The 24,724-nt window shown below is 44.1% G+C and carries 21 protein-coding genes and 1 other annotated feature; of the genes, 14 read left to right on the top strand and 7 right to left on the bottom strand.

The window, feature by feature from the left end:
• From recG to argS, 3 genes are all read left to right on the top strand, one after another.
• Positions 1–2,174, top strand: a 2,174-nt coding sequence (gene recG, locus MK127_05180) for an ATP-dependent DNA helicase RecG (protein MCH2532185.1), incomplete at its 5' end; no start/stop codon positions are given.
• Between the two features lie 41 nt (positions 2,175–2,215).
• Positions 2,216–3,331 (top strand): mandelate racemase/muconate lactonizing enzyme family protein, encoded by a 1,116-nt coding sequence (locus MK127_05175; protein ID MCH2532184.1) that lies wholly within the window; start codon positions 2,216–2,218, stop codon positions 3,329–3,331.
• Between the two features lie 34 nt (positions 3,332–3,365).
• Positions 3,366–5,045, top strand: a complete 1,680-nt coding sequence (gene argS, locus MK127_05170; GenBank protein MCH2532183.1) for an arginine--tRNA ligase — start codon at positions 3,366–3,368, stop codon at positions 5,043–5,045.
• Here the strand turns inward: argS and MK127_05165 are convergent, their stop codons facing one another.
• From MK127_05165 to trpA, 6 genes are read right to left on the bottom strand one after another with little or no spacing between them, the layout of a single operon-like run.
• Positions 5,046–6,221 (bottom strand): aromatic ring-hydroxylating dioxygenase subunit alpha, encoded by a 1,176-nt coding sequence (locus tag MK127_05165; protein ID MCH2532182.1) that lies wholly within the window; start codon positions 6,219–6,221, stop codon positions 5,046–5,048.
• A gap of 46 nt (positions 6,222–6,267) precedes the next feature.
• Positions 6,268–7,500, bottom strand: a complete 1,233-nt coding sequence (gene tyrS / locus MK127_05160; protein MCH2532181.1) for a tyrosine--tRNA ligase — start codon at positions 7,498–7,500, stop codon at positions 6,268–6,270.
• Between the two features lie 7 nt (positions 7,501–7,507).
• On the bottom strand, positions 7,508–8,440 hold the full coding sequence (locus MK127_05155; protein MCH2532180.1) for a bifunctional riboflavin kinase/FAD synthetase: 933 nt from the start codon (positions 8,438–8,440) through the stop codon (positions 7,508–7,510).
• Between the two features lie 8 nt (positions 8,441–8,448).
• Positions 8,449–9,516, bottom strand: a complete 1,068-nt coding sequence (locus MK127_05150) for a 3-deoxy-7-phosphoheptulonate synthase (GenBank protein MCH2532179.1) — start codon at positions 9,514–9,516, stop codon at positions 8,449–8,451.
• Between the two features lie 53 nt (positions 9,517–9,569).
• Positions 9,570–9,932: a chorismate mutase gene (gene aroH, locus MK127_05145; protein ID MCH2532178.1), complete on the bottom strand. Its 363-nt coding sequence runs from the start codon at positions 9,930–9,932 to the stop codon at positions 9,570–9,572.
• A 35-nt stretch (positions 9,933–9,967) separates the two neighbouring features.
• Positions 9,968–10,756, bottom strand: a complete 789-nt coding sequence (gene trpA / locus MK127_05140) for a tryptophan synthase subunit alpha (protein ID MCH2532177.1) — start codon at positions 10,754–10,756, stop codon at positions 9,968–9,970.
• Positions 10,757–10,896: 140 nt separating this feature from the next.
• Positions 10,897–11,110: a binding site (T-box leader), on the top strand.
• Positions 11,111–11,182: 72 nt separating this feature from the next.
• Here trpA and ilvB point away from each other — a divergent pair.
• The 11 genes from ilvB to MK127_05085 all read left to right on the top strand — a co-directional run bounded on the left by ilvB (position 11,183) and on the right by MK127_05085 (position 23,867).
• Positions 11,183–12,847 (top strand): biosynthetic-type acetolactate synthase large subunit, encoded by a 1,665-nt coding sequence (ilvB, locus tag MK127_05135; GenBank protein MCH2532176.1) that lies wholly within the window; start codon positions 11,183–11,185, stop codon positions 12,845–12,847.
• Between the two features lies 1 nt (position 12,848).
• A complete protein-coding gene (gene ilvN, locus MK127_05130; protein MCH2532175.1) occupies positions 12,849–13,418 on the top strand; it encodes an acetolactate synthase small subunit in 570 nt (189 codons plus the stop codon).
• 36 nt (positions 13,419–13,454) lie between these two features.
• Entirely contained in the window at positions 13,455–14,450 is a 996-nt protein-coding gene (gene ilvC / locus MK127_05125) for a ketol-acid reductoisomerase (GenBank protein ID MCH2532174.1), read from the top strand.
• 44 nt (positions 14,451–14,494) lie between these two features.
• The gene (locus MK127_05120; protein ID MCH2532173.1) at positions 14,495–16,045 is read left to right on the top strand and encodes a 2-isopropylmalate synthase; all 1,551 of its coding nucleotides are present in this window, start codon (positions 14,495–14,497) and stop codon (positions 16,043–16,045) included.
• Between the two features lie 108 nt (positions 16,046–16,153).
• The gene (gene leuC / locus MK127_05115) at positions 16,154–17,557 is read left to right on the top strand and encodes a 3-isopropylmalate dehydratase large subunit (GenBank protein ID MCH2532172.1); all 1,404 of its coding nucleotides are present in this window, start codon (positions 16,154–16,156) and stop codon (positions 17,555–17,557) included.
• 4 nt (positions 17,558–17,561) lie between these two features.
• Positions 17,562–18,149, top strand: a complete 588-nt coding sequence (gene leuD, locus MK127_05110; GenBank protein MCH2532171.1) for a 3-isopropylmalate dehydratase small subunit — start codon at positions 17,562–17,564, stop codon at positions 18,147–18,149.
• Between the two features lie 21 nt (positions 18,150–18,170).
• Positions 18,171–19,271 carry a 3-isopropylmalate dehydrogenase gene (gene leuB, locus MK127_05105; protein ID MCH2532170.1) on the top strand — a complete coding sequence of 367 codons (1,101 nt, stop codon included), beginning with the start codon at positions 18,171–18,173 and terminating at the stop codon, positions 19,269–19,271.
• Positions 19,272–19,321: 50 nt separating this feature from the next.
• Positions 19,322–20,044 carry a sulfite exporter TauE/SafE family protein gene (locus tag MK127_05100; GenBank protein ID MCH2532169.1) on the top strand — a complete coding sequence of 241 codons (723 nt, stop codon included), beginning with the start codon at positions 19,322–19,324 and terminating at the stop codon, positions 20,042–20,044.
• Positions 20,045–20,050: 6 nt separating this feature from the next.
• Entirely contained in the window at positions 20,051–21,067 is a 1,017-nt protein-coding gene (locus tag MK127_05095) for an LLM class flavin-dependent oxidoreductase (GenBank protein MCH2532168.1), read from the top strand.
• A 13-nt stretch (positions 21,068–21,080) separates the two neighbouring features.
• Positions 21,081–21,722 (top strand): MBL fold metallo-hydrolase, encoded by a 642-nt coding sequence (locus MK127_05090; GenBank protein MCH2532167.1) that lies wholly within the window; start codon positions 21,081–21,083, stop codon positions 21,720–21,722.
• 60 nt (positions 21,723–21,782) lie between these two features.
• A complete protein-coding gene (locus MK127_05085) occupies positions 21,783–23,867 on the top strand; it encodes a 4Fe-4S dicluster domain-containing protein (protein ID MCH2532166.1) in 2,085 nt (694 codons plus the stop codon).
• Here MK127_05085 and MK127_05080 read toward each other — a convergent pair.
• Positions 23,864–24,718: a tetratricopeptide repeat protein gene (locus MK127_05080; protein ID MCH2532165.1), complete on the bottom strand. Its 855-nt coding sequence runs from the start codon at positions 24,716–24,718 to the stop codon at positions 23,864–23,866. The two genes, MK127_05085 and MK127_05080, sit on opposite strands and share 4 nt — an antisense overlap.
• Between the last annotated feature and the right edge of the window lie 6 nt (positions 24,719–24,724).

The raw sequence follows: 24,724 nt of genomic DNA, 5'->3' as shown, positions 1-24,724 counted from the left end.
ATCCGAAAGTTAGCCTTGATGATGCAATTACTGTCCTGAAAAGCGTCAATCGTCCCAATGCATCACGGTTAGCGAAAATAGGAATAAACTGCATTCGTGATTTGGTTTATCTATTTCCAAATCGTCATTTGGATTACACCGCACGCAGAACAATTTCGCAGCTGATACCTGGGGATGAACAGACAGTAGTGGCGACTATCTGGGAGGCCAGGGAAGTAAGGCTTGGGCGTAACGGCAGAATGCGAGCAACCGAAGCTGTTGTCGGTGATGAAACTGGGAATATACGGGTAGTTTGGTTTGGCCAACCATGGCTAGCAGTGTCATTAAAACGTGCTATGACTTACGCGTCGGAAACTGCTAACGTACCAGCGCAGGTAGTACTGAGTGGGAAGGTCAAAATTTTTAACGGTCGCCAGCAACTGGATTCGCCTGAATGGGAAATCCTGGACGATCCTGAAGCAGCTGACCTTCTTCACACGGGTCGATTAGTTCCGATTTACCCTTCAACCGACGGTATCCCTGCAAGGACAATGAGGAGAATGGTTCGTGAAGCTCTTGATGCGATTGCATCTGCAGAAGGGCTACTAATTGACGACCCTTTACCCGTGTCTTTACTTGAAGAACTTGAATTCCCAGATTTACCCTGGGCAATTGCGCAATCACATTTTCCTGAGAGTTTAGAAAGCAAAGAGCAGGCACGACGAAGGCTTGCATTCGATGAATTATTGATTTTACAGTTAGCGCTTGCGAGTAAGCGCACAGCCAGTACTGATCAGCCAGGCATCAAGTTGCCAAGCTTCCCACCATTGGTAACTAATTTCATTGGTTCGTTACCATTTGAGCTCACGGAAGGTCAGAAACAAGCGTTAAATATTGGTATGGAAGAAATATCGATTGCCGCTAAGCCAATGACACGCTTATTGCAAGGAGATGTGGGATCGGGAAAGACAGTGGTGGCTTTGGCTCTCTTACTTTCAGCGGTAGCAGATGGATACCAAGGAGCAATGATGGCTCCCACCGAAGTTTTAGCCGAGCAGCATTACTTTAATCTCAGGCGTCTACTTGCTGAAGTTGCTTCGCCTATTGAGAACCCCGATTGGTTTTCCGTGCAATTGGGCGGACATGACAACCCCATTGTTATAGCGTTGCTAACAGGGAGCACGAAAGTTGCTGCAAGACGTGAAATTCATCGAATGCTTTCTGATGGAATTTTGAATGTACTTGTGGGAACACATGCCCTAATACAAAAGGATGTAGAGATCCCCAATTTGGCTATCGCGGTTGTGGATGAGCAGCATAGATTTGGGGTGATGCAGCGTGCTGCATTAAAAAGCAAAGGTACGATGCCGCATCTACTTTTAATGTCAGCAACTCCCATCCCAAGGACATTGTCGGCGACGGTATATGGAGATTTAGATGTCTCTACAATGCAAGAATTGCCTAAGGGGCGAAAACAAATTCGCACGAGAATAGTGCCATCTAGCCGCTCAGAAGACGCAGAGAATTTTTTACGCGAGCAGGTAGATTTGGGCAGGCAATGCTTTGTGGTTTGCCCACTAATTGAGGAGTCGGAGGCAGTGATGGCAAAAGCTGCCACTGTTGAGTACGAAAGATTATGCACAACTACCCTTGCAGATGTCCGGGTAGGTTTACTCCATGGTCAAATGGGTATGGTAGAAAAACAGAAAATCATGGACGAATTCCGCGATGGTAAAACTGACATACTGGTCGCAACTTCAGTGATAGAAGTCGGGATTGATGTCCCTAATGCCACGGTGATGATGATTTTGGGTGCAGACAGATTTGGTCTTGCACAGTTACATCAGCTCAGAGGCCGAGTTGGTCGTGGCGAGCACCAGAGTTATTGTTTCCTGTTGTCTGAAACACTATCTGACGATTCACGAAAACGACTTGAAGTTCTTGTAAGAACAAATGATGGATTTGAAATCGCGGAGGCCGACTTGAGCTTGCGTGGGCCAGGAGATTTTTTTGGTACTAGGCAATCTGGTCTACCCACTTTAAGAATGGCCTCTCTCCAGGATAGGGAGTTGCTGTCGGCTTCTAAAGAACAGGCGAGCAATTTATTTTCAAATAGTAGACAGCTTGAACTACTTCCGAAATTAAAAGAGTCGGTATCTCGCTACATGAACACAGTAGCTGAGGAAAATGCCTAATGACATGGTATTTTAAAATGATTAAGGCATAATTAGCCCCAATGTACATTGTTAAACTCGAATGGAGAGGTGTCCGTATCCCCTTACGGGATCTAGACTTAGCCATCGACCCTCGTAAAGCCGGACGTAATGCCCTTATTATTTGGATGCATATGGATAACGGGGTAGTTGGGTTTGGAGAAGCTGCTCCCATAGGTCCCGGGCGACCTCCTCGAATTGCAGAAGTGGCAGAAATCCTTCATGAATTAGCTCCCTCTGCGTTAGGTTTACATCCTGCAATAGCCTTTGATGTTTTGGCAGCACTTGCGCCTCGGAGTAATGCTGGTGATGCACTCAGATTTGGGCTTGAAACAGCCGCATTTGATGCGATGGGTAAAAATGCCGGACGGCCAATTACTGACTTATTGGGCGGTGTAATTGATTGGGTTCCGATGGTTGCTCTCTTGGATTTTATGAACCCTGAAGAAGCTGCAATTCAGGCACGCAACGCGGTAGAAAGAGGGTATGAGTGCATTAAGGCATCTCTGGGATTCCGGGATCCCGATATGGATGTGGAAGTAATAAAGCAGATACGTTCTGCTGTTGGGGATGAAATTGCGATAAGGGCAGATGCGGATGAGGGATGGACTACAGAGCGAGCACTTTATACCGTCGAGCGATTACAACCATTTGGCTTAGAGTTTCTTGAACAGCCTGTGATTGCAGAGGACCTTAGTGGTTTGGCCAGAATTAGAAATTCAACAGAAGTCCCCATTGCTGCAGATGAAGTGGTGGGAACCTTGGCAGATGCACAGAAGGTAGTTTCAGCTGGTGCAGCTGACGTTTTGGTGGTCAAGGCTGCGAAGGCTGGAGGTATCAGGCATGCGCAGGCAATTATGCTTTATGCCGCACAGAATAATTTGCGGTCTACTGTTGCTTCCTCATTAGAGACTGGGATTGGATTGGCCGCAGGACTACATTTGTCCACCTCTTTGGGGAAGGCAAGTGCAGCAAGTTTAGGAACAGGAACGAGACTAGAGAGTGATCTATTGCTGAACCCCATGATACCTGTTCGGGGACATATTACTGTTCCTCACGTGCCTGGCTTAGGCATTGAATTAGACTATGAAGCTATCGATCGATATACAACTAATGTAATGGGTGTGATAGCAGGGTAGATTAATAATAGGTACACACTGATATCATTAGGGAATGCTAGTTAGAGATACAATTGCAACTCGGCTTAAAGATGCCATCCATAAAGCACAGAATCAGAGCTTAATTCAGTCAGATCTTGAGATTCCAGGCACTGGCTTAGTGGAACGTCCCCAAAAATCAGAAAATGGTGACTTTGCCTCAAGCTTTCCGCTAAGAGTGGCAAAATCAGTAAAGAAACCGCCTTTGGAAATCGCTCAAATCATCGCCGATTCTTTTGAAATCGGAGGATGCGTAGGTGCAGTTTTTGTCGCGCCCCCGGGTTTTATTAATTTCAAGCTTAGCTCTGATTGGCTTCAGGAACAGGTAGAAAAAATTCGCGACCAAGCAGAGGTATTTGGGAATACCGATACGGGTAAAGGTCGTTCGGTACAGGTTGAATTTGTTTCAGTTAACCCAACAGGGCCAGTGCATGTGGGACATGCTCGTGGGGCAGTACTTGGAAGTGCACTCGCAAATGCTCTGAGCGCTGCTGGATTTGATGTAACTCGTGAGTATTACGTGAACGATGCGGGTACACAGATGGAACTATTTTATAGCTCAACTTTTGCTCGCTATGCACAGGCAAGAGGACGTACGGATATTGGTATTCCCGAGAATGGATACCAAGGTGCTTATCTTGTTGAGCTAGGTGAAAAGCTTGCTGAAAAATACGAAGATAAATTCTTAAAGATGGATGAGCAGAAGGCAATCGCTGAATTAGGTGAGGAAGCACTGAATTTGATGCTTCAGGTGATAGGAGTGGATCTAGAGCGCATCGGGGTTAATTTCGATGTTTGGTTTCGAGAAAAAACTCTTTATGAGGACGGGAAGTACGAGGCAGCAATCAATTATCTTAGGGGGCGTGGATTAACTGAGATCCACGACGGAGCTGAATGGTTTACTTCGACTGCTCTGGGTGATGAAAAAGATAATGTTATTGTAAGAACCTCCGGTGCCCCAACATATTTCGCCTCGGACATTGCGTATCACAGAGATAAATTTATAGGACGTGATTTTAACCAAGTTATAAATATATGGGGCGCAGACCATCAGGGGCATGTTCCAAGAATGAAGGCTGTCATGAAAGCATTGGAACTTGATCCTGAACGATTGACGATTCTTATTGCTCAGCTTGTTACGCTTAAGAGTGGAGGTGATATTGTCCGGGCCTCTAAGCGTACTGGCCAGATAGTTACTTTGGCAGATTTAGTAGAAGAGGTTGGTCCGGATGCATGCCGGTATTTCTTTTTAGCAAGAGCTGCTGAAAGCCAGATGGAATTTGATTTAGAGCTAGCCAAGCGTGAATCGAGCGAAAACCCTGTTTTCTATGTCCAGTATGCCCATGCTCGGATTGCAGGTATTTTGCAACAGGCTTCTGATCGTCGAATTGATTGGCAGGATGGAGATGTTTCGCTTCTTCAAGATGACGCAGAATTACAACTGCTTAAGAAAATGTTGCAGCTCCCCGAAATCATCGACACCATTGCTATAACACTGGCACCGCATGCTTTACCGCACTACTCAATTGAATTAGCGACTGCTTTTCATGGGTTCTACGATCATTGCAGAGTATTGTCCAGTGACCCTGATGATGAGCCAATGATGAAAGCCCGATTGAAATTAGTTGAATCGGCAAAAATAGCATTGTCGCGAACTCTGCAGATTATGGGAATGAACGCTCCCGAGACTATGTAATTATTTATTATCGACGATGGAGGCTTCTGGTGATCGATTACTCGTGATCTGTGCAACCCCTTCGTCAACATTAGTATCGATGATCGGATGACTAGCGTCTCTGAAAACTCCTATAGGGTCTTTCCCTTCGTGCACTAGCTGTATTTGCTCTTTCATAATTCTCCGTAGCATTACCACGCCACGATCTGAATAACTAAGATGCTCCGCGGTCCTGTCAGTGATTGGACCTTGGGTTTCCCATGCCATTTGGTCCTGTGAATTTACGTCGTGGAGGATGAATTTTGTAAAAGGATGATCTTTTTCAGGATCAGTTTTATTAGGGGGGTCGATTAGAATCTCGGGATCAAATGCATTTGGATCCTCACTCCCGTCTGCATTTGGATAAAAATGCATGCGAATGTGGAGTGTATGGGTATCATCAATAGGTGTTCTGAATTGGGTACTTGAACCCTGCCTAAGAATGTTTGGAAAGAGGACAGGGTGCTGGTCAACCATTCCATTTTTGTAGGTTCGTTTTTTCATAAGCCCGCCATAGTCAGTCATGGAGAAAATGAAATCTTCTACATCGTCCGTATATCCACGGGTTGTGTTAACTGGTTCACGTCCTCTTCCTATGAATTCCTGATGGAGAACTTGTAGGTGAGCCGGATCCATAGAATTTTCCATGGCCTGGAACCAGTTACAGTTAAGTGGAGGATGAACCCTTACCATTCTAGTTCCATCTTTTCTGAACATGGTGTCATACGGTGGTAGAGGTGGTGCAGGGTCGGGCCCAAGATAGGCGAACAGTAGACCTATATGTTCTTTAATTTTATAGGCCCTTTGTTTTACGGATTTTGTAATGGCTTCGTTAATTTCAGGAGGCGTTTCGAGGATATTTCCTTCACAGTCATAGAGCCAGCCATGGTAGGCACAGGAAATCCCTCTTTCCTCTACTCGACCATAAACCAAAGATGCATTTCTGTGCGAGCATTTGTCAGCGAGTAATCCAAGGCGCCCAGACTTATCTTTGAATATTACTAGGTCTTCACCTAATACTCGAACAAATTTCGTAGGTGAATCGTCGGTAATATCTTGTGCAAGCGAAACAGGGTACCAATATCTGCGCAAAAGGGTACCTGCAGGAGTTCCGGGTCCAACTTGCGTAAGTAATTCATTTTCCTCTTTGGTGAGCATGACTTCCGCCTTTTGGCATTGACTTAGTTACATTATGAAAGATGCGTCAAGTATTGACTACACGAACGAAGCGTCGTCTCCCAGCGCGAATGATGGATCCAAAGCGGACGAAAGATGTTTCCTCCGATGCTCTTTCACCGTCAATCTCAATCGCATTCTGTGACATTAAGCGCCGGGCTTCACTTTTGCTTTTAGCAAGGGAGGTAATAACTAAGAGATCCAGTACATCAACCAAGACGCCATCAGCATTTTGATCTCTGATTGAATTTGCAATCTCGGCAATAGAAACCTCAGGAATTTCTTCAGGTTCTTGTCCTCTTTGTATCACTCTTTCGAATTCTGCATTGGCAGTAATGGCGGCTTCAGGGGAATGGAACCAAGAGACCATTTCAACCCCGAGTTTCTTTTTGAAGTCCATAGGGTTTTCAGTGTGCAGTTCTATTGAAGTAGTTAGGTGTTCGAGTTCAGGTTCCGGTAGATCTGTCAACAGTTCAAAATACAAAGGAATTACTTCGTCGGGTAGTGACATTATTTTACCGAACATATCCTTCGGAGAATCTTCAATCGCTATATAATTATTGAGAGATTTACCCATTCTTCGAACCCCATCTGTGCCAGGTAGAATCGGCATTAAGAACACGATTTGTGGATCCTGTCCCATTTTTTCTTGCAGTTCTCTTCCTACCATAAGATTGAAGAGCTGATCAGTGCCACCGAATTCTACGTCTGCTTTTATTGCTACGGAGTCATAGGCCTGAAGGAGAGGGTACAACAACTCGGTTACTGCAATAGGCTTTTGGGTTGCATAACGTTTAGAGAAGTCATCGCGATGCAGAAATTGATTAACTGTAAAGAACGAAGTAAGCCTAATTACATCTGTAAGAGAAAAATTTCCAAACCATTCGCTTTGGTATACGGCTTTAGTTTTTTCAGGATCCACAATTTTGAAAAATTGCTGCATGTATGTTTCGGCGTTTTGCTGAACTTCAGATGCAGTGAGCATTGATCGAGTGTCTGATTGACCCGAAGGATCCCCAATTTGCGCAGTCCAATCTCCAACTATTAGCGTGAGCTCATGACCTAAATCTTGGAGTTGGCGTAATTTTTTCAGTCCTACCACGTGCCCTAAATGTAAATCAGGTTTGCTAGGGTCAAAGCCCATTTTCAGGCGTAATGGCGTGCCCTCATTTAGCCGTTTAATGAAATCATTTTCGGGAATGATTTCAGCTACGCCCCTACGAGTAATTTTGCGCAGGGTATTTGAGTCAATTGTACTCATATTATTTCTACAATACTCCGAGGATACGTTTTGTCTCTACAATGTCTTTTTCAATTTCTGCACTTAATAATTCTATAGTGCTAAATTTCTCTTGACCTCGAATTCGTTCAACAAATTCTAATTCAAGATGCTCACCGTAGAGATTTCTTTTGAAATCGAGTATAAACGTCTCGACTGTTAATGGCGCGTCTGTATGAAATGTTGGCTTTTTCCCGATACTCGTAGCCGATGGTAGAAGCTGATCATTGAATTTAATCCACGTAGCATATATTCCTTCGGCTGGTATTGCCTGGGAGGGAGAAACATTTATATTTGCAGTTGGGTAGCCAAGTAATTCCTTCCCTATCCCTTCTCCTTGAATTACAGGTCCGATTAGCGAGAAATGCCTTCCAAGTAACTGAGTGACGGTAGTTAGGTCTCCTTGATTCAAGGCCTTGCGTATGGAAGTACTTCGGACAGGAAGTTCGTGAAGATTGAATTGCTCTACGGTTTCAATGCTGTAGCCGATTTGACTCCCTAATTCGGTAAGTACTTTTAAATCTCCTGCACGGTTATGGCCGATAGAAACGTCTTGCCCTGCCACGAAGTGCTCCATGTGTAATGCGTTCTTTAAGGTCTGCATAAAATCTTTTGCGCTGAGCTGAGAGATTGCTTTGGTAAAAGTTAAAGGCACGACGTATTCAATACCAGCATCTTTGATTAAATGAAGTCTTTGATCTAAGGAAGTAAGCATATGTATTTCTACTTCTGGGCGCAACACGGATAGAGGGTGATTCGCGAGTGTGACTACAATCGGTACTAGGTCTCTTTTTGCAGCGGCTTTTTGTAGAGTGTTGAACACATGCTTGTGACCTAGGTGAACTCCATCGAAGACACCAAAAGCTACCGCAGTGGGTTCTTTTTTCGCATAGAGTTCGAGCTCTCGCAAAAGCTCATTCATTCAAGCCCTCAGGATTGAGCAACCGGTACGGCTGCGAGTGTTTTATGGGCTTGAGTTAGCATTTCTTCTGTCTCTTCCCAGCTCATACAGGCGTCGGTAATAGAGATTCCATATTTAAGAGCCGAAGGATCATTTCCTAAATCTTGCCTTCCACCATGTAAATGACTCTCTACCATCAATCCAACAAGGTCAGGGTTTCCAGATAGTCGTTGCGCTACAACATTATGGAATGCAATCGGTTGTCGATTGTGATCCTTTTCAGAATTGGCATGAGAGCAATCAACCATAATTCGATGGGGTAGCGTGGCATTTTCAAGCTTCGCTTGGACATCTTTAACGCTAGTTTCAGAGTAATTCGGACCTCCGGTGCCGCCTCGGAGAATCAAGTGACCGTAAGGGTTCCCACCTGTGTGTACGACGCAGGTTTGACCTTGACGATCAATTCCAAGAAATGAATGAGGAGCTCGTGCAGTTTTCATCGCGTCAATTGCTATTTGTGAATTACCATCCGTACCATTTTTGAAACCAACTGGCATGCTCAACCCGCTTGCCATTTCGCGGTGTGTTTGACTTTCGGTAGTACGTGCACCAATAGCTGCCCACGATACTAGGTCTGCGAAATATTGCGGTGTAATAGGGTCGAGGAATTCAGTTGCCGCTAGGACGCCCATTGAAGCTAGCTCTAAAAGCAGCTTCCTCGCTCTACTTAGCCCGCCTGCTACGTCAAAAGAGCCGTCAAGATTGGGGTCATTGATAAGGCCTTTCCATCCCAATGAGGTTCTAGGCTTTTCAAAATAGACCCGCATAACCACTAGGATCTGATCATTTAGATTTTCAGCTAGACCCTTAAGTCTTGAGGCGTACTCAAGTGCTGCTTTTTCATCGTGGATTGAACAAGGACCGACAATTACCAGAAGCCTAGGATCTTTACCTGAAAGAATACTCTCGATTTGATCGCGGCCTGAAGCAATTGTCGTTGCAATTTCCTCAGAAACTGGGAATTCAGATTGAAGCTGTTCAGGTGAAATTAAAGCCTCAATTTGTTTAATATGTAAATCACTTATAGAGCGAGCCACTACAATTTCCTCCGGTGACCTCGTTTGAAGCCAGACTACTAACGATAATCCGACTAATTAGATGGAGTACGCAATTTAGTTGCGCCTTTCAGGTAGACGTAATGCAAATCTTCTTTTTGTTTAGTTGTATTGATTAGCATTAGGACCCGAATGACCGATTCCGGAGCGCCAGGTACCGGAATTTCGGTGCAGTCCATCAAGGCTGTTGTTTCCCAACCAAGTCTTAACCTTGCAGCTTTCGCTGGGAACTCAGCATTGAGGTCATTAGTCACGCTAAAGAATAACGCACCAATGTCTGCCTCCACAAGGTCGTTAACTGCTACAAGCTCTCTTAAGAGCTCTTCTGTGGCATCAAGAATTGCAGATGCAGTATTGCTGTCTGCAGTTGTCGCTCCACGTAGTCCTAACGTTTGCATGAGAATTTCCCTTACTTTGAGTTATATAGAGGATATTATGAAATCAGAGATGAGACGAATGTTTTTGCAGCTTCTGGTATTTCGCCTTCATTAGCGGAGTCTAACACGTTGATAAGAGCGCTTCCGACAATGGCGATATCTGCGATAGCACCGACTGCTTGAACATGTTTTTTTTCTGCGATACCGAACCCGACTGCAATTGGTAGCGTTGTATAGCTTCTAACGCGCGCAATAAATGAATTGAGGTCTTTAGGAAGCTCGGATCTCGCCCCTGTAACGCCCGCAATGCTAACGCAATAAACGAACCCATCAGACATCCGTACGCCCAGTGCAATGCGTTCATTGGGGCTCGTAGGCGCAAGTAGTGATATTAGTCCTAATCCATTGGCGTGTAGCGCTTCACGTAATTCATCTGATTCATCCGGGGGCAAGTCGGGCACTATAACTGCATCCACTCCAGCATTTGCGCAATCTTCCGCGTAAGATTCAATTCCATAGCTTAGTATCGGATTAAAATATCCCATAAATATAATGGGGATCTCAATACCACTTTGGCGTAGCTCACCCACTAAATTTATGCATGCTGTCGTGGTTATACCTTGGCTTAATGCTTTATAGCTTGAGGCTTGGATAGTAGGGCCATCTGCTACAGGATCACAGTAAGGGACTCCAAGCTCTACGGCATCTGCTCCAGCTTCTTCGATAGACTTAACGATTTGAAGGGTGTCTTCTAGCCGTGGAAAGCCTATTGTTACGTAAGGTATCAAGCCAGTTCGTTTTTCAAGTAAGATTTTGTCTAAACTGTTTTGTAGTCGAGTTAGCATTTTCACTCTTGATTGCGAGATTTTGAGTATCCAAACTAATTTTAAAACACCCTTTTAACAAGGCCAATACCTACTGGAAGGGGTAATTATTAGTTTGACAAACTGCTTCTTTGATGTTATCCTATCGGGGCTTTCATATTAAATCCACTGTGAAGGGAAGTAGTAGGAAGTAGTACGTCAAAGCGAGTCAAGGTTTGGTGTGAGCTTGATGACGTGGCCTTCTGAACTCGTCCCTGAGTGGCCAACTTGAAAAATGTACTAGAGTTGGCGGGCGCACCGATATCGCGTATAAGCTGCCTCGTAGAATAATGCGAGGAAGTTGGGTGGTACCGCGGTTCAATATCCGTCCCTTCGTGAGGGGCGGTTTTTTTATTTCCGCGGTTTTAGGGTTAAGGGGTATCTGATTTGCAGTTAACTGGTGCACAAATGATTTGTGAAAGTCTCATTCATGAGAATGTAGACCTTATGTTTGGTTTGCCTGGCGGGGCAATACTTCCTTTTTACCAAACTCTTCCAGAATACCCACAATTACGGCATATTCTTGTTCGGCACGAGCAGAACGCAGGTCACGCTGCCGATGCATATGCGCGCGTGTCGGGCAAAGTTGGTGTGGCTGTAGCTACTTCTGGGCCAGGCGCCACCAATTTGGTTACGCCTTTAGCTACGGCAATGATGGACTCAGTGCCAATGGTTGCAATTACTGGTCAAGTACCTAGAGCTGCAATTGGACGTGATGCTTTTCAAGAAACTGATACGACCGGAATTACGGTGCCGGTGACCAAACATAATTATTTAGTCATGCACGTCAATGATATTCCTAATGTTATGAAAGAGGCTTTCCATGTAGCTCGTTCTGGCAGGCCTGGACCAGTTTTGATAGATGTTCCTCGTGACGTATTAACCGACGAAGGTATTTTTCATTACCCAGAAACTGTTAATTTACGTTCATTTAAGATCAGTACAAATGTCAATGCACAGATGATCAAGCGTGCCGCAAGGCTAATTAAAGACGCGGAGAGGCCTTTGCTGTTAGTAGGCCATGGGGCCTCTATTTCTGGTGCGTTTACTGAGGTAAAGCTAGTAGCTGAAAAAGCCCAAATCCCTGTGATTAGTACACTGTTAGGTATTGGAGCGCTGCATAGCGATCACCCGTTAAATATGGGAATGCCTGGGATGCATGGCCCTGCATACAATAACTGGGCGATTGAACGAGCAGATCTTGTTATAGGCGTGGGTATGCGGTTTGATGATCGGGTTACTGGAAGGATTAGTACTTTTGCTCCGAACGCGAAAGTGATCCATATTGATATAGACCCTGCAGAAATAGGCAAGAATGTTAGGGTTACTGTTCCTCTCTTAGGTGATGCAAAAATAATTATGGACGCCTTGGCTAGTGAGATCGAGGCCAAGTCAAACAGTTTATGGCTGGATGAAATTGAAACCCTGAAAGCTGAGCACCCACTTAGCATTAATTCGGACTATCTTTCGCCTCAATATGTGATCAAGGCACTTAGCGACATAACCTCAGGAGACGCTATTGTTGTCACTGGGGTTGGCCAGCATCAAATGTGGGCTGCTCAGCATTATGCGTTCAACCAGCCCAATTCGTGGATAACTTCCGGAGGTCTAGGCACTATGGGATTCGAAGTTCCCGGTGCTATGGGGGCCGCCTTGGCTAAGCCTGATCGTCAAGTCTGGAGTATCGCGGGAGACGGTGGATTCCAAATGACGATGTCTGAACTAGCGACAATTGTTGAGAATAATATTTCCGTAAAATTTGCGATCCTAAACAACAATAATTTGGGACTAGTGAGGCAATTACAGGACCTTTTTTATGGAGGGCTCCGAGTGGCTTCCAGTTACTCAGGTAATCCTAATTTCGTTAAATTGGCTGAAGCGTATGGTATTTGGGCTAAAAAAATTGAAAATCAGTCAGAGGTAATCCCCGCTTTACGAGAAGCTATGTCATTTGAAGGCCCTGCAATTCTCGATTTTCATGTGAATGCTGAGGAAAATGTTTATCCTCATGTGCCTGCTGGGGAGAGTGTTTTAGAAATGATAGATCTTTCATCTGTAAAGGGTGAGCAATAATATGATGGATTTATCAGGAAATACACAAAGGCATACTATTTCAGCTTTGGTTGCGGATAAACCTGGTGTTCTTGCACGTGTTGCAGGCTTATTTTCACGTCGAGGTTTTAATATTTCTAATCTGTCGGTAGGCCGTAGTGAGTCGGAAGGACTCTCAAGGATGACCTTTGTAGTAGAGGGCGATGAATGGGTGGTTGAGCAAGTAACAAAGCAACTATACAAACTTATTGACGTTATACGCGTTAGTGACCTTTCAGAAGATAGCATAATTGTTCGCGAGTTAGCGTTTATTAAAGTTAAATCGGATAGCAGTAACAGTGCGGAAATTATTAAAATAGCCGAATCGTATAGGGCTAATATCGTAGATATTGATAAAGATTCTTTGATTATTGAAGTTACTGGAGATGATGGTAAAGTCGATTTACTTCTTAATTCACTGAAGCCTTTTGGTGTACGTGAAACTATGCGAACAGGAAGAATTGCGATGACAAGAGGTGCAGCCACTACGGGGCTTAAGAAAACTTCTAATATGGTTGATCATAGTGCTCCTGATGCTGATGTTGTGCCTTGAATTAGAAAAAGATTTATTGATGGGGAGAATGTAAAAATGGCAAAGATTTATTACGAAAAAGACGCAGACCCTAGTTTGATTACGAATAAGAAAGTTGGGATCATTGGTTACGGGAGTCAAGGGCACGCCCATGCTCTTAATTTGAGAGACAGTGGAGTAGATGTGATGGTAGGGCTTCACGAGGGTAGCGCTAGCCGTGCTAAGGCTGAGGCTGAAGGCCTGAAAGTGAGCTCGCCGGCGGAAGTAACTAAAGCGTCTGATGTGATTATGGTGCTTGTGCCTGACACGGTCCAAGGTTCAGTTTATAAAGACTCGATTGAACCTAATTTAGACAGTACAAAAACATTAATGTTTGCGCATGGATTTAATATTCATTTTGGTGAGATTACACCACCGGAAAACGTAGATGTATCGATGATTGCTCCCAAAGCTCCAGGGCACCGTGTCCGTGAAGTTTTTGTTGATGGACAAGGCGTACCTTCATTAGTTGCTATTCACCAAGATGCTTCAGGGAATGCGCTAGATAATGCTCTTTCTTACGGAGCAGGGATTGGTTCTATGCGAGCAGGAATCGTTGAAACTACGTTTAAGGAAGAAACCGAAACTGACTTATTTGGAGAACAAACAGTTCTGTGTGGAGGGGTAACCAGCTTGGTAACAAATGCATTTGAAGTTTTGGTAGAGGCTGGATATCAACCAGAAATTGCTTATTTTGAAGTGATGCATGAATTGAAGCTCATTGTTGATTTGCTTTACGAAGGCGGGATGAAGTACATGCGTTATTCGGTTAGTGAAACTGCAGAGTATGGAGATTATAGCCGAGGTCCCCGAGTTGTTGATGAGCATGCGCGGGTAGCTATGAAGCAAGTACTTAATGAGATTCAAGACGGTACTTTTGCGAAGGAATGGATTGCAGAAAACCATGAAGGGCAGCCACGATTCCAGGCAATGCGCCAGGCAGCTGAAACTCATGAAATTGAAGATGTTGGGGCACAGTTACGAGGAATGATGTCTTTTCTGGGGAAGAAATAGGGGCAGTTATGGGTACTAATCCATAACAATCTTGGAGGAGTCCAATGGAAGATCGAGTTTTAATATTTGATACAACACTTAGAGATGGCGAACAGTCGGCAGGTGCTGCAATGACTGTGGAAGAAAAAGTTGAGATTGCCAAGCAACTTGAAAGGTTGAAGGTAGATGTTATTGAGGCTGGCTTTCCTATAAGTTCACCAGGTGATTTTGAGGCTGTACAACGGATTTCGCGAGAAGTTCGAGGCCCTGTGATAGCGGCATTGGCTCATGCAAACGAGGCTGCTGTCGATCGTGCAGGTGAAGCGTTGAGAGATGCCGCTCGATCCAGAATCCATGTATTCATATCCTCATCAGATCAGCATATTCAGCATCAATTGAGAAAGAATCGTGAAGAAGTTGTTGAGATGGCAGCAAAAGCAGTTGCAAGAGCACGGAAGCATACTGATGACGTGGAATTTTCCCCAATGGATTCCAGTAGAACGGACAGAGAATTTCTTGCTCATATGGTTAAAGCAGCAGTTGAAGCTGGCGCCACCACTGTAAATATCCCAGACACAGTAGGCTATGCGATTCCTGAGGAATTTGCTTCACTAATCACATTTTTACGAGATCAGGTACCTGAATTAGGTAACGAAGTGCGACTTTCAGTTCATTGCCATGATGATTTAGGAATGTCAGTTGCAAATAGCTTAGCTGCTGTTAAGGCAGGGGCCCGTCAAGTCGAAGGTTGTATAAATGGGATCGGCGAGCGTGCAGGCAATACTGCAATTGAAGAAGTTATTATGGCTTTGCGTACTAGGCCTGATTATTTTGGCGTAGATTCAGAGGTTGAAACCGAACAGCTATACACCACAAGTAGATTGGTAAGCCAAGTAAGTGGATTCCCCGTTCAGCCTAACAAAGCAGTTATAGGAAGGAACGCGTTTCGGCATGCCTCAGGTATTCATCAAGATGGGGTGCTAAAGGAGCGTTCCACCTATGAGATCATTAACCCCTTGGACGTTGGTGTACCTCGGAGCGAGCTTGTATTAGGTAAATTAAGTGGTCGTCACGGGTTACGGTCTCGTTTAGAAGAACTTGGCTATACGCTTACTGAAGCCGAACTAAACAAAGTGCATGAAGCTTTTAAAGATCTGGCTGACAAGAAGAGGGAAGTAACTGACAGAGATCTTATTGCACTTATGGGGAGTGAGAGAACTTCAGTTGTCGAGACATATACCTTAGGTCATGTTCAAGTTACTTGCGGGAATAATGAAATTGCCACTGCGACTGTTGAGCTAATAGACCAAAATGGGGAAGCAAAGGTTGATGCGGCTACAGGTACTGGGCCGGTAGATGCCGTGTACAGGACTATTAACCGCATTGTAGGGGTGGAGAACGAACTCACCGAATTTAGTGTTAATTCCGTTACTGAAGGGATTGATGCTGTAGGAGAAGTGAGCATCAGAATTGAGCAAGATGGCCGTCCCTACATTGGGAGAGGTGCAGATACAGATATTATTGTTGCATCTGCGCGTGCATACATGAATGCCTTGAATAGACTACTTGCTATGGGCGATACTTCTCGTGCTCCAGAAGCAGCTGGGGCGGTATAGAATAGGAATGTGCTGGGGTTAAAAATTTTATAGAATATTGGAATGTCACAGCGCTCCCTAAGGAGCGCTGTGACATGATTGGTATCTTGGATCAAGTTGGGAGGCATCATGGTCACTAAGACAATGTTTGAGAAAATTTGGGATTTGCATGTAGTACGAGAAGAGCCTGACAAGCCTTCACTCTTATACGTTGATCTTCATCTGGTTCATGAAGTTACTTCACCACAAGCATTTGATGGCTTAAGAATGAACGGGAGGGCTGTCAGAAGGCTGGATAGGACAGTTGCTGTAGCTGATCATAATGTACCTACAAATGATCGTGACAAGCCTTTGACGGATGAAGTCTCCAAAGCCCAACTAGAAGCAATGCAACGGAATGCAGATGAGTTTGGGCTTGAATATTTCGACATGTTTAGTGAAAAGCAGGGTATCGTTCATGTGATCGGGCCTGAACAAGGCAGAACTCAACCTGGAATGATTATAGTTTGCGGTGATAGCCATACGGCTACACATGGTGCCGTAGGCGCAATAGCATTTGGAATAGGGACATCGGAAGTCGAGCATGTTCTTGCAACTCAATGCATTTGGCAATCAAAACCAAAGACGATGGAAGTTCGAGTAAACGGTGAATTAGCTCCTGGAATTACTCCTAAGGACGTCATATTGGCGATTATTGGGAAGCTCGGTACTTCGGGTGGAATTGGTCATGCTATCGAATACACGGGTGATGTTTTCCGGAATATGTCGATGGAAGGAAGAATGACTGTTTGCAATATGTCCATTGAAGCAGGTGCTAGAACTGGCATGGTTGCTCCCGATCAGATCACATTTGATTACCTAAAGGGACGGGAATATTCCCCAAATGATGCAGATTGGGATTCTTCTGTTGCATTCTGGTCTTCACTTTGTACTGATGAAGGTGCAGTTTTTGATACGGTTGTTGAACTTGAGGGGTCTGAAATCCAGCCTCAGGTGACTTGGGGCACAAACCCTGGACAGGTTTTACCAGTTGGCGAGAGAGTGCCATCTCCTGAAGATTATAATTCTTCACAGGAACAAGCCGCGGTAGAAAAAGCTCTGGAATACATGGGTCTTCAAGGTGGTGAACGGATACAAGATATCAAGGTTGATACAGTATTCATTGGTTCGTGTACGAACTCTAGAATTGAAGATATGCGTGCAGCAGCTTCAGTAGCTAAAGGGAAAAAGAAATCGGAATTAGTGCGAGCGATGGTGGTTCCAGGCTCTTGGGTTGTTAAGCAACAGGCTGAGGCTGAAGGGCTAGATAAGATTTTCATGGAAGCAGGATTTGAATGGAGAGAAGCAGGGTGTTCGATGTGCCTTGCAATGAATCCGGATCGTTTGACTCCTGGTGAGAGGAGTGCTTCTACCTCAAACCGTAATTTTGAAGGAAGGCAGGGACCAGGCGGGCGTACTCATTTGGTGAGTCCTGCCATGGCCGCAGCTGCAGCGATTGCAGGACACTTTGTGGATATCAGGGAGTGGGAATAAAGCTATGGATGCATTTATAGAACACACGGGTAAAGTTGTCCCCTATGACATGTCCAATGTAGACACTGACCAAATCATACCTGCGCGGTTTTTAAAAAAAATCGACCGGGTAGGTTTTGGTGAATTATTATTTTTTGAGCTTCGTTATAACGAAGACGGTAGCCCAAATGATGCTTTTGTTCTGAACCAAGAAAAATACCAAGGAAGTTCGGTACTGGTTAGTGGTCCTCAATTTGGGATTGGTTCTTCACGTGAGCATGCACCTTGGGCTCTTCAGCAGTACGGGTTTAAGGCTGTAATTACCCCAAGTTTTGGTGATATTTTCAAGAATAATTGTTACCAAATTGGTTTACTGCCTGTTCAATTATCTTCTGGGGAAGTTGACACTTTAATATCGCGAGCGCAGGAATTGGATGGCTATGAGATAACTGTTGATTTAAACACTCAGGAAGTAAGAGATTCTCATGGATTTATTGCTAAATTTGAAATTGATAGTTTTAGGAAAGGGACTTTACTGCAGGGGTTGGACGATATAGGGCTGACTTTGCAGTACAGCGAAGATATAACCAAGTTTGAAGGGGAATACCGTTAATTTCCCAGGATAGAGGTTTGGATGGCGACATTTAACATAGCAGTTCTCCCTGGAGATGGAATTGGTCCTGAGGTTACGCATGCCTCACAGCAAATCCTCGATGCAGTGGGTGAACGGTGGAAGCATAATTTCCGATTTGAAAGCGATCTTGTTGGGGGCTGCAGTATTGATGCGCATGGTACGCCATTACGTGAGGAAACCATAGGAATAGCTAAGAAATCGGACGCTGTTTTATTTGGTGCAGTTGGTGGGCCAAAATGGGATGACGAACAAGTAAGGCCTGAAGCGGCTATTTTAGGATTGCGTAAGGCACTTGGGCTGTATGCAAACATACGTCCAGTAAAAGTATTTCCAGGTATGGAGGACGCGAGCCCTTTAAAAAATGATCGAGTCCGTGGTGCTGACATGGTTATTTTGCGTGAACTTACAGGTGGTTTGTACTACGCAAAACCGAAACGGCGATGGCAAAATAAATCTGGTCGTAAAGGTGTGGATACGCTTTTATATGCTGAAAAAGAGATCGAAAGGATAGTACGTGTGGGCTTTGAGCTTGCTCGGTCCCGTCGTAAAAAGCTCACGTCTGTGGATAAAGCCAATGTACTGCAGTCTTCGAGGTTATGGAGAGATATAGCAATAGAGGTATCAAAAGATTATCCAGATGTAGAATTAGAGCATCAATTAGTAGATTCTTGTGCAATGCTCCTGATTACCCGGCCAACTTCATTTGATGTAATGGTAATGGAAAATATGTTCGGGGATATTATTTCGGATGAGGCTGCTGTCCTTTCTGCTTCTCTAGGAATGCTTCCGTCTGCGAGCTTAGCTGGTCTTCCTGGTTCGGATTCGAAGGGCAAGGCTAAACGTGTGAGGGGTTTGTATGAGCCAAGTCACGGTAGTGCACCAGATATTGCGGGTCAGCAGAAGGCGAATCCAGTAGGTTCGATATTAAGCACGGCTTTCATGTTGCAGTACTCGTTTGGTTTACTTGAGGAAGCATCCGCAGTGAATAACGCGGTTGAGAAAACTTTGAATGATGGATTTCGCACAGCTGATTTGGTCGGCGCAGGAGCGGAATTTTCAACTACGCAGCATATGACAGAGAAAATTCTCGAAAATCTTTAGACTATACGTTGGGTTAGCAATTACCTAATCAATAATCGAAAGTTGTGCTAATGGATCCACTTGTTGCTCTTCTTCTAGCTAGTACCGCGTTCGTTGCTGCGCTTATAGGAGGCCTTGCAGGTTTAGGATCTGCAATAATCATGATTCCTGTGTTGGCATTTACGGTTGGTATTCGTGAGGCTGTCCCCATAACGACAATAGCGGTGACCATGCAGACATGGTCAAGGGTATGGGTAAATAGGTCCTTGATTGATAAGCAAGTTGTGGGGTGGTTTTTGCTAGGTGCGGTACCGGCTGGCACCGTAGGTGCGATGCTGTTTGCTAATCTCCCTGCAGAATATTTGCAAAAAGGTCTAGCTGTTTTTCTTGTTGCAATAGTTCTGTATAGGCATACGCCTCTTGTAAGACAGATATCTATGAAGCCGCGTTGGTTTGCTGCAGTTGGGATGGGGCAGGGTTTTCTTTCTGCAATTTTTGGAGGAGCTGGACCATTTGGTGCGTCTTTTTTCCTATCCTATGGTCTTAGGCGAGGAGCATTCGTAGGTACGATGGCATCTGGTATGACGGGCGTAAACTTTGTGAAGATAGGAGTTTACGGGAACTACTCTTTACTAGATCTCGATGGAATAGCAATTGCAGTAGTACTAGGATTGATTATGGTATTTGGTGCTTATGTTGGAGGACTTTTGGTAAATCGATTATCGGATAAAGTTTTTGTATATATTGTTGAACTAGTGATGCTGGTAGCTGCAGCCTCATTATTTTTAGGATAGGAGCGCATGAAAATAGGTCTCTCACTTTCTGGTCTTTTGCAACATGAGGGATCAGGAGATATGGTTCAGCGATTTGCGGATGTTCTTGATCTTGTTCGATTCGGACGAGAATTAGGTTTTGATTACATATATGCAGGGCAGCATTACCTCTCATACCCCTACCAAATGCTGCAGCCTCTGATTTCGATGGCTCGCTTAAGCGCAGAAACTGACCAAATGGATCTTTTGTCCACGGTACTTGTGCCCCTTCAGAACCCTGTCCAAATGGCAGAAGATATAGCAACCTTGGATGTTCTTACTAATGGCAAAGTAATAATTAACGCTGCACTAGGGTATAGGGACCAAGAGTACCAGGCATTTGGAGTCGAACGGGAAGATCGGATCTCTCGGATGTTTGAAAACTTAGAGATTGCCCAAAAACTTTGGTCTGGGGACGAAGTGAATTTTCAGGGTAGATTTACTACTTTAGAGAACGCGTATATAGGAGTTAAACCTATTCAAAAGCCTCATCCTAGAATTTGGATTGCTGCAAATGGAGACGGGATGGTCAAGCGGATTGCTCGCATGGGTTATGTCTGGTACTTAAATCCTCACGCTCCTTATGAAACACTTTCAAGGCAACTGCAAATTTACCGTGACGTTCGCAAATCCAACGGGTATGGAGACCCCAGTATCATTCCCATGTCACGAGAAACATTTGTTGCTGATACTCGTCAAAAGGCCATTGCGACAGCTCGTCCCTACCTTGAGGGGAAATATGCAACATATGCACAATGGGGCCAAGACAAAGCCCTTCCCGGCGAAGAAGATTTTACAAAGCCTTTTGAAGAACTTACCGAAGGGAGATTTATCATAGGAAGCCCTGAAGATGTAATAAGCGATTTAAAGAAATTCGACGAAATAGGCGTGACTCATGCATCCTTGCGATTCGGGTGGCCTGGTACTCCTAAACAAATTGTAAAGGATGCAATTAGTTTGGCTGCATCTGAAGTCCTTCCGCATTTCAGGGATTCAACGAAGTAATGAGGACATCTAAATGGCATTGATATACGAAGGGAAGCATTTGATTTTTAAGGTTTCTGGAATGGGGCCGTATGACAATAATGGGTATGTAATTGCGGATCCTAAAACCAAAGAGGCTTATTTGGTTGATGCCCCTGAAGGAATTGAGAGTCTTTTGACCGAGGCTAGCAGCTTTAGCATAAAAGGTTTAATAATTACTCATACTCATCCTGATCATGTAGCAGGGTATGGGCTATTAAGGCAAATTACAGATATCCCCGTTGCAGTTCATGAATCTGATATAAGTCGATTTCCGGGGAAACCGGAAATGATTATTTCAGACAAAGATAAATTTAATATCGGGAATATTAAAATTCATGCAGTCCATACTCCTGGTCATACCCCTGGAGCGGTTTGCCTCTATATTCCAGGTACCTTGATCTCAGGAGATACTTTATTTCCCGGTGGTCCAGGGAGAACGGAAAGTTCTGAGAAGTTCACTCAAATTGTTGAGAGCATTGAGAAGAAATTATTTACTTTTGACGACGAGACTTTAGTAATGCCCGGCCATGGTTCAGATACGGTACTTTCAATATCAAAGTATGAGTATGAGGTATTTAAAGGTAAAACTCATCTCAACGGTTTATTCGGTCATATAAATTGGTTAACAAGTTAAACGCATAGCCTTATGATTCAATAGTTGATCCAATGGAAATTGGGCTTATTGAGGTAAATTTTGCCACCAGAATTGAATGGCCGTCTTGATTTTTGGAATATTGGATACCCTTTAGGGGCTCTTGTTTATTTCACTGCGCTTATTTCAGTGATGGCCATTGCGTGGGCACTCTGGAATCGTTCCAAATATTGGCAACTAGGCCGCCCGAATCCGGATGTGGGTTCATGGAAAATACGTATAAAGGTAGGCCTACGTACTCTACTTATTGATTCTGCAGGACATAGGAAATTTGTTAAGCATGAAACATATCCCGGATTAATGCATTTTCTGATTGTTTGGGGGCTTTTATTATTATTTGTTGCCACTACCATCGATGCGTTTGAATTCAATACTGAGAAATACTTGGGATGGCATCTTCCTACTAGAGAAATAAGCCTTCAACTCGAATTAATATGGGATATCGCAGGCCTTATGCTTATTGCGGGTATTGGAATGGCCGCATATAGACGTTATGTGATACGCCCTGACAGACTAAATACAATGCTCGAAAATTCGGTTCTACTGATATTGCTATTTGGACAAGCTATGTCTGGGTTTGTACTTCAATCGTTTAGGATGGCCGCAACTGAGTTAGAGCCCTCAAGTGAGTTGTACTCAGTAGAATCTTCATATTGGTCTCCTTTTTCGTATGTTATTGCCTTAGGTATTCGTGGGTTTGGATTTTCTGTGCAGGCAATGGAATCTTCGCACTTTATTTTATGGTGGGGGCATGCGGCATTGATGACCCTTACTTTTGTGTATGCAGCGTGGCGCTTTGGTCCTCTGATGCATATTTTTGTTAGTCCAATGAATTTACTTCTTAGGTCGTCTGTTGTACGCCCGAAAGGAGCACTAAGGCCTATATTAAATATGGATACTATCGAAGTTTTTGGTGCTCGCGATATTACAGATTTAACCTCAAAGCAACTACTAGATTTTGATTCATGTACTAATTGTGGCCGCTGCCAAGATCAATGCCCTGCGTGGCGCAGCGGAAAACCTCTTTCTCCTCGAGCGCTCATCCAAGATGCTAAGTCTTACATGGTTGAGAGGGCTCCTCTATTGATTCGCGATGGTAAGGATGCTCCCCCACCAGATGTTAATTTGATTGGTGGTTTTATTAGCCCCGAAGTGTTGTGGTCATGTACCAGTTGCCGGGCATGTATGGAAGCTTGTCCTGTTTCGATAGAGCATATTGATACAATTATTGATATGCGACGGTACCTAACTATGGAGGAAGCTTCTGTTCCTCAAACTGCAATGGACGCGCTGAATTCGATGGAGCAAAGAGGTCATCCATGGAGAGGGACGCAATCTACAAGAATTGATTGGATGGAGGGAACAGGCTCTGTAACGATGGCAGAAGACCCTGAGCATGAAATCCTTTTATGGATTGGGTGTACATCAGCTTTAGATGGCAGAGGCCAGCAGGTTGCAAAGGCAATGGCGTCCGTACTTAAGCTGGCAGATATTAAATATAGAGTTTTAGGCATGGAAGAAAATTGTACGGGCGACCCAGCTAGAAGGTTAGGGAATGAATACCTTTACCAGATTATGGCTGAGCAGAATATTGAGATTCTGAATAATTATGGCGTGAGAAAAATTTTAACTCTTTGCCCGCATTGCTTTAATACCATTAAAAATGAATACCCTCAGTTCGGAGGGATTTTTGAAGTTGTTCATTACACGGAATATGTAGCAGAGTTACTTAGAGATAACAAAATTAAACCTCGGAAGGCAATACCTATGTCAGTTGCGTATCACGATTCATGCTATTTGGGTAGACATAATGATATTTATGATCCCCCGAGAGAAATCGTGGACTCTATCCCGGGACTTCAACTGATTGAAATGGGGGAAGATAGGTGTCGTGAACGAGGATTTTGCTGCGGTGCGGGTGGTGGTCGCATGTGGATGGAAGAGGCAGGCACTAAAGTTAATCACATTAGGACTGACCATTTTATAGAAACCTCTGCGGATGCCGTAGGCGTTTCTTGCCCTTTTTGCCTTCAGATGATGGAAGAGGGTATTGGGTCTAAGGGTTTGACTTCAGAGAAATCTGCAAAAGATTTACTAGAACTTCTTGCAGAATCACTTAATGGTTAATTCGCGATTTCTTCTTCCAAATCCTCTATCAATAAATCATCGTCGGGGTTGTCTTCTAACTGAATACTCGCTCCAACTAAAACCAATTGATTGGAATCTTGATCAGTTTCAAAAACCTCGTCCACATTTTGTAGATGGTTAATAATTTCAGAATCTTGTTCAATTTGAACAGGTTCTTCGATTGAAATTAAATCCCATGAGGCAGTTGGAGGGAATGAAATTTTGGAGCGTTGGTTAGGATCTTGGTAGCATTCTCTTAATATTGCGCGTAGTGCTCCTTCAGAACGCCCTGAAATGGCACCATCATATTTATTCCCGCCATCCATAAGACATATTAATCTGCGAGATAATTTTGAAGGTACATATCCCAATCGATTATTACTTTGGTCCAAGGCTACAATTGTATTTCCCTCAATTGCGAGCGTAATTGGAGTACCAGGTGAAGGGTCACAATTTACGGAGCTTTCACTTAAAGTAACTTCAACGGATTTTCCACTTTGTCCTATGAAAAATTTAGCAGAGAGACTCCTTACAGAAGTGTTAGTTGAAGGAGTAATATCAGATTTATTAGCGTTCGCCCAATTTAATCGATTTATATTTTTTGCAGCTATGGTGTTCCCAGGATTTATGCTTAAAACCTTAGTAAATGCTTCGAGAGCTTCATCGAATTGATTGAGTTCAATAAGTGCTTTCCCTAGCCGATTTAGTGATTCAACGTTATCAGGCAAAGAATTTAAGATTTCCCGATTGATTGCCACTGCTTCTGACCAATTTCCTTCCATGGCAAGGCTTACGGCCACTCTAGTTTTTTCCTTTATGATTCTTGATTCGTCTGTTTCTCGAAAAACCATTTGCCT

Source organism: Dehalococcoidia bacterium (assembly GCA_022449765.1).
Classification (GTDB): domain Bacteria; phylum Chloroflexota; class Dehalococcoidia; order Lucifugimonadales; family Australimonadaceae; genus UBA2963.
This window is presented reverse-complemented; position numbering and strand designations above follow the sequence as displayed.

Coding starts and splice junctions, on each gene's coding strand:
- MK127_05175 (MCH2532184.1), top strand. CDS start 2,216: ATGTACATTGTTAAACTCGAATGGAGAGGTGTCCGTATCCCCTTACGG.
- argS (MCH2532183.1), top strand. CDS start 3,366: ATGCTAGTTAGAGATACAATTGCAACTCGGCTTAAAGATGCCATCCAT.
- MK127_05165 (MCH2532182.1), bottom strand. CDS start 6,221: ATGCTCACCAAAGAGGAAAATGAATTACTTACGCAAGTTGGACCCGGA.
- tyrS (MCH2532181.1), bottom strand. CDS start 7,500: ATGAGTACAATTGACTCAAATACCCTGCGCAAAATTACTCGTAGGGGC.
- MK127_05155 (MCH2532180.1), bottom strand. CDS start 8,440: ATGAATGAGCTTTTGCGAGAGCTCGAACTCTATGCGAAAAAAGAACCC.
- aroH (MCH2532178.1), bottom strand. CDS start 9,932: ATGCAAACGTTAGGACTACGTGGAGCGACAACTGCAGACAGCAATACT.
- trpA (MCH2532177.1), bottom strand. CDS start 10,756: ATGCTAACTCGACTACAAAACAGTTTAGACAAAATCTTACTTGAAAAA.
- ilvB (MCH2532176.1), top strand. CDS start 11,183: ATGATTTGTGAAAGTCTCATTCATGAGAATGTAGACCTTATGTTTGGT.
- ilvN (MCH2532175.1), top strand. CDS start 12,849: ATGATGGATTTATCAGGAAATACACAAAGGCATACTATTTCAGCTTTG.
- ilvC (MCH2532174.1), top strand. CDS start 13,455: ATGGCAAAGATTTATTACGAAAAAGACGCAGACCCTAGTTTGATTACG.
- MK127_05120 (MCH2532173.1), top strand. CDS start 14,495: ATGGAAGATCGAGTTTTAATATTTGATACAACACTTAGAGATGGCGAA.
- leuC (MCH2532172.1), top strand. CDS start 16,154: ATGGTCACTAAGACAATGTTTGAGAAAATTTGGGATTTGCATGTAGTA.
- leuD (MCH2532171.1), top strand. CDS start 17,562: ATGGATGCATTTATAGAACACACGGGTAAAGTTGTCCCCTATGACATG.
- leuB (MCH2532170.1), top strand. CDS start 18,171: ATGGCGACATTTAACATAGCAGTTCTCCCTGGAGATGGAATTGGTCCT.
- MK127_05100 (MCH2532169.1), top strand. CDS start 19,322: ATGGATCCACTTGTTGCTCTTCTTCTAGCTAGTACCGCGTTCGTTGCT.
- MK127_05095 (MCH2532168.1), top strand. CDS start 20,051: ATGAAAATAGGTCTCTCACTTTCTGGTCTTTTGCAACATGAGGGATCA.
- MK127_05090 (MCH2532167.1), top strand. CDS start 21,081: ATGGCATTGATATACGAAGGGAAGCATTTGATTTTTAAGGTTTCTGGA.
- MK127_05080 (MCH2532165.1), bottom strand. CDS start 24,718: ATGGTTTTTCGAGAAACAGACGAATCAAGAATCATAAAGGAAAAAACT.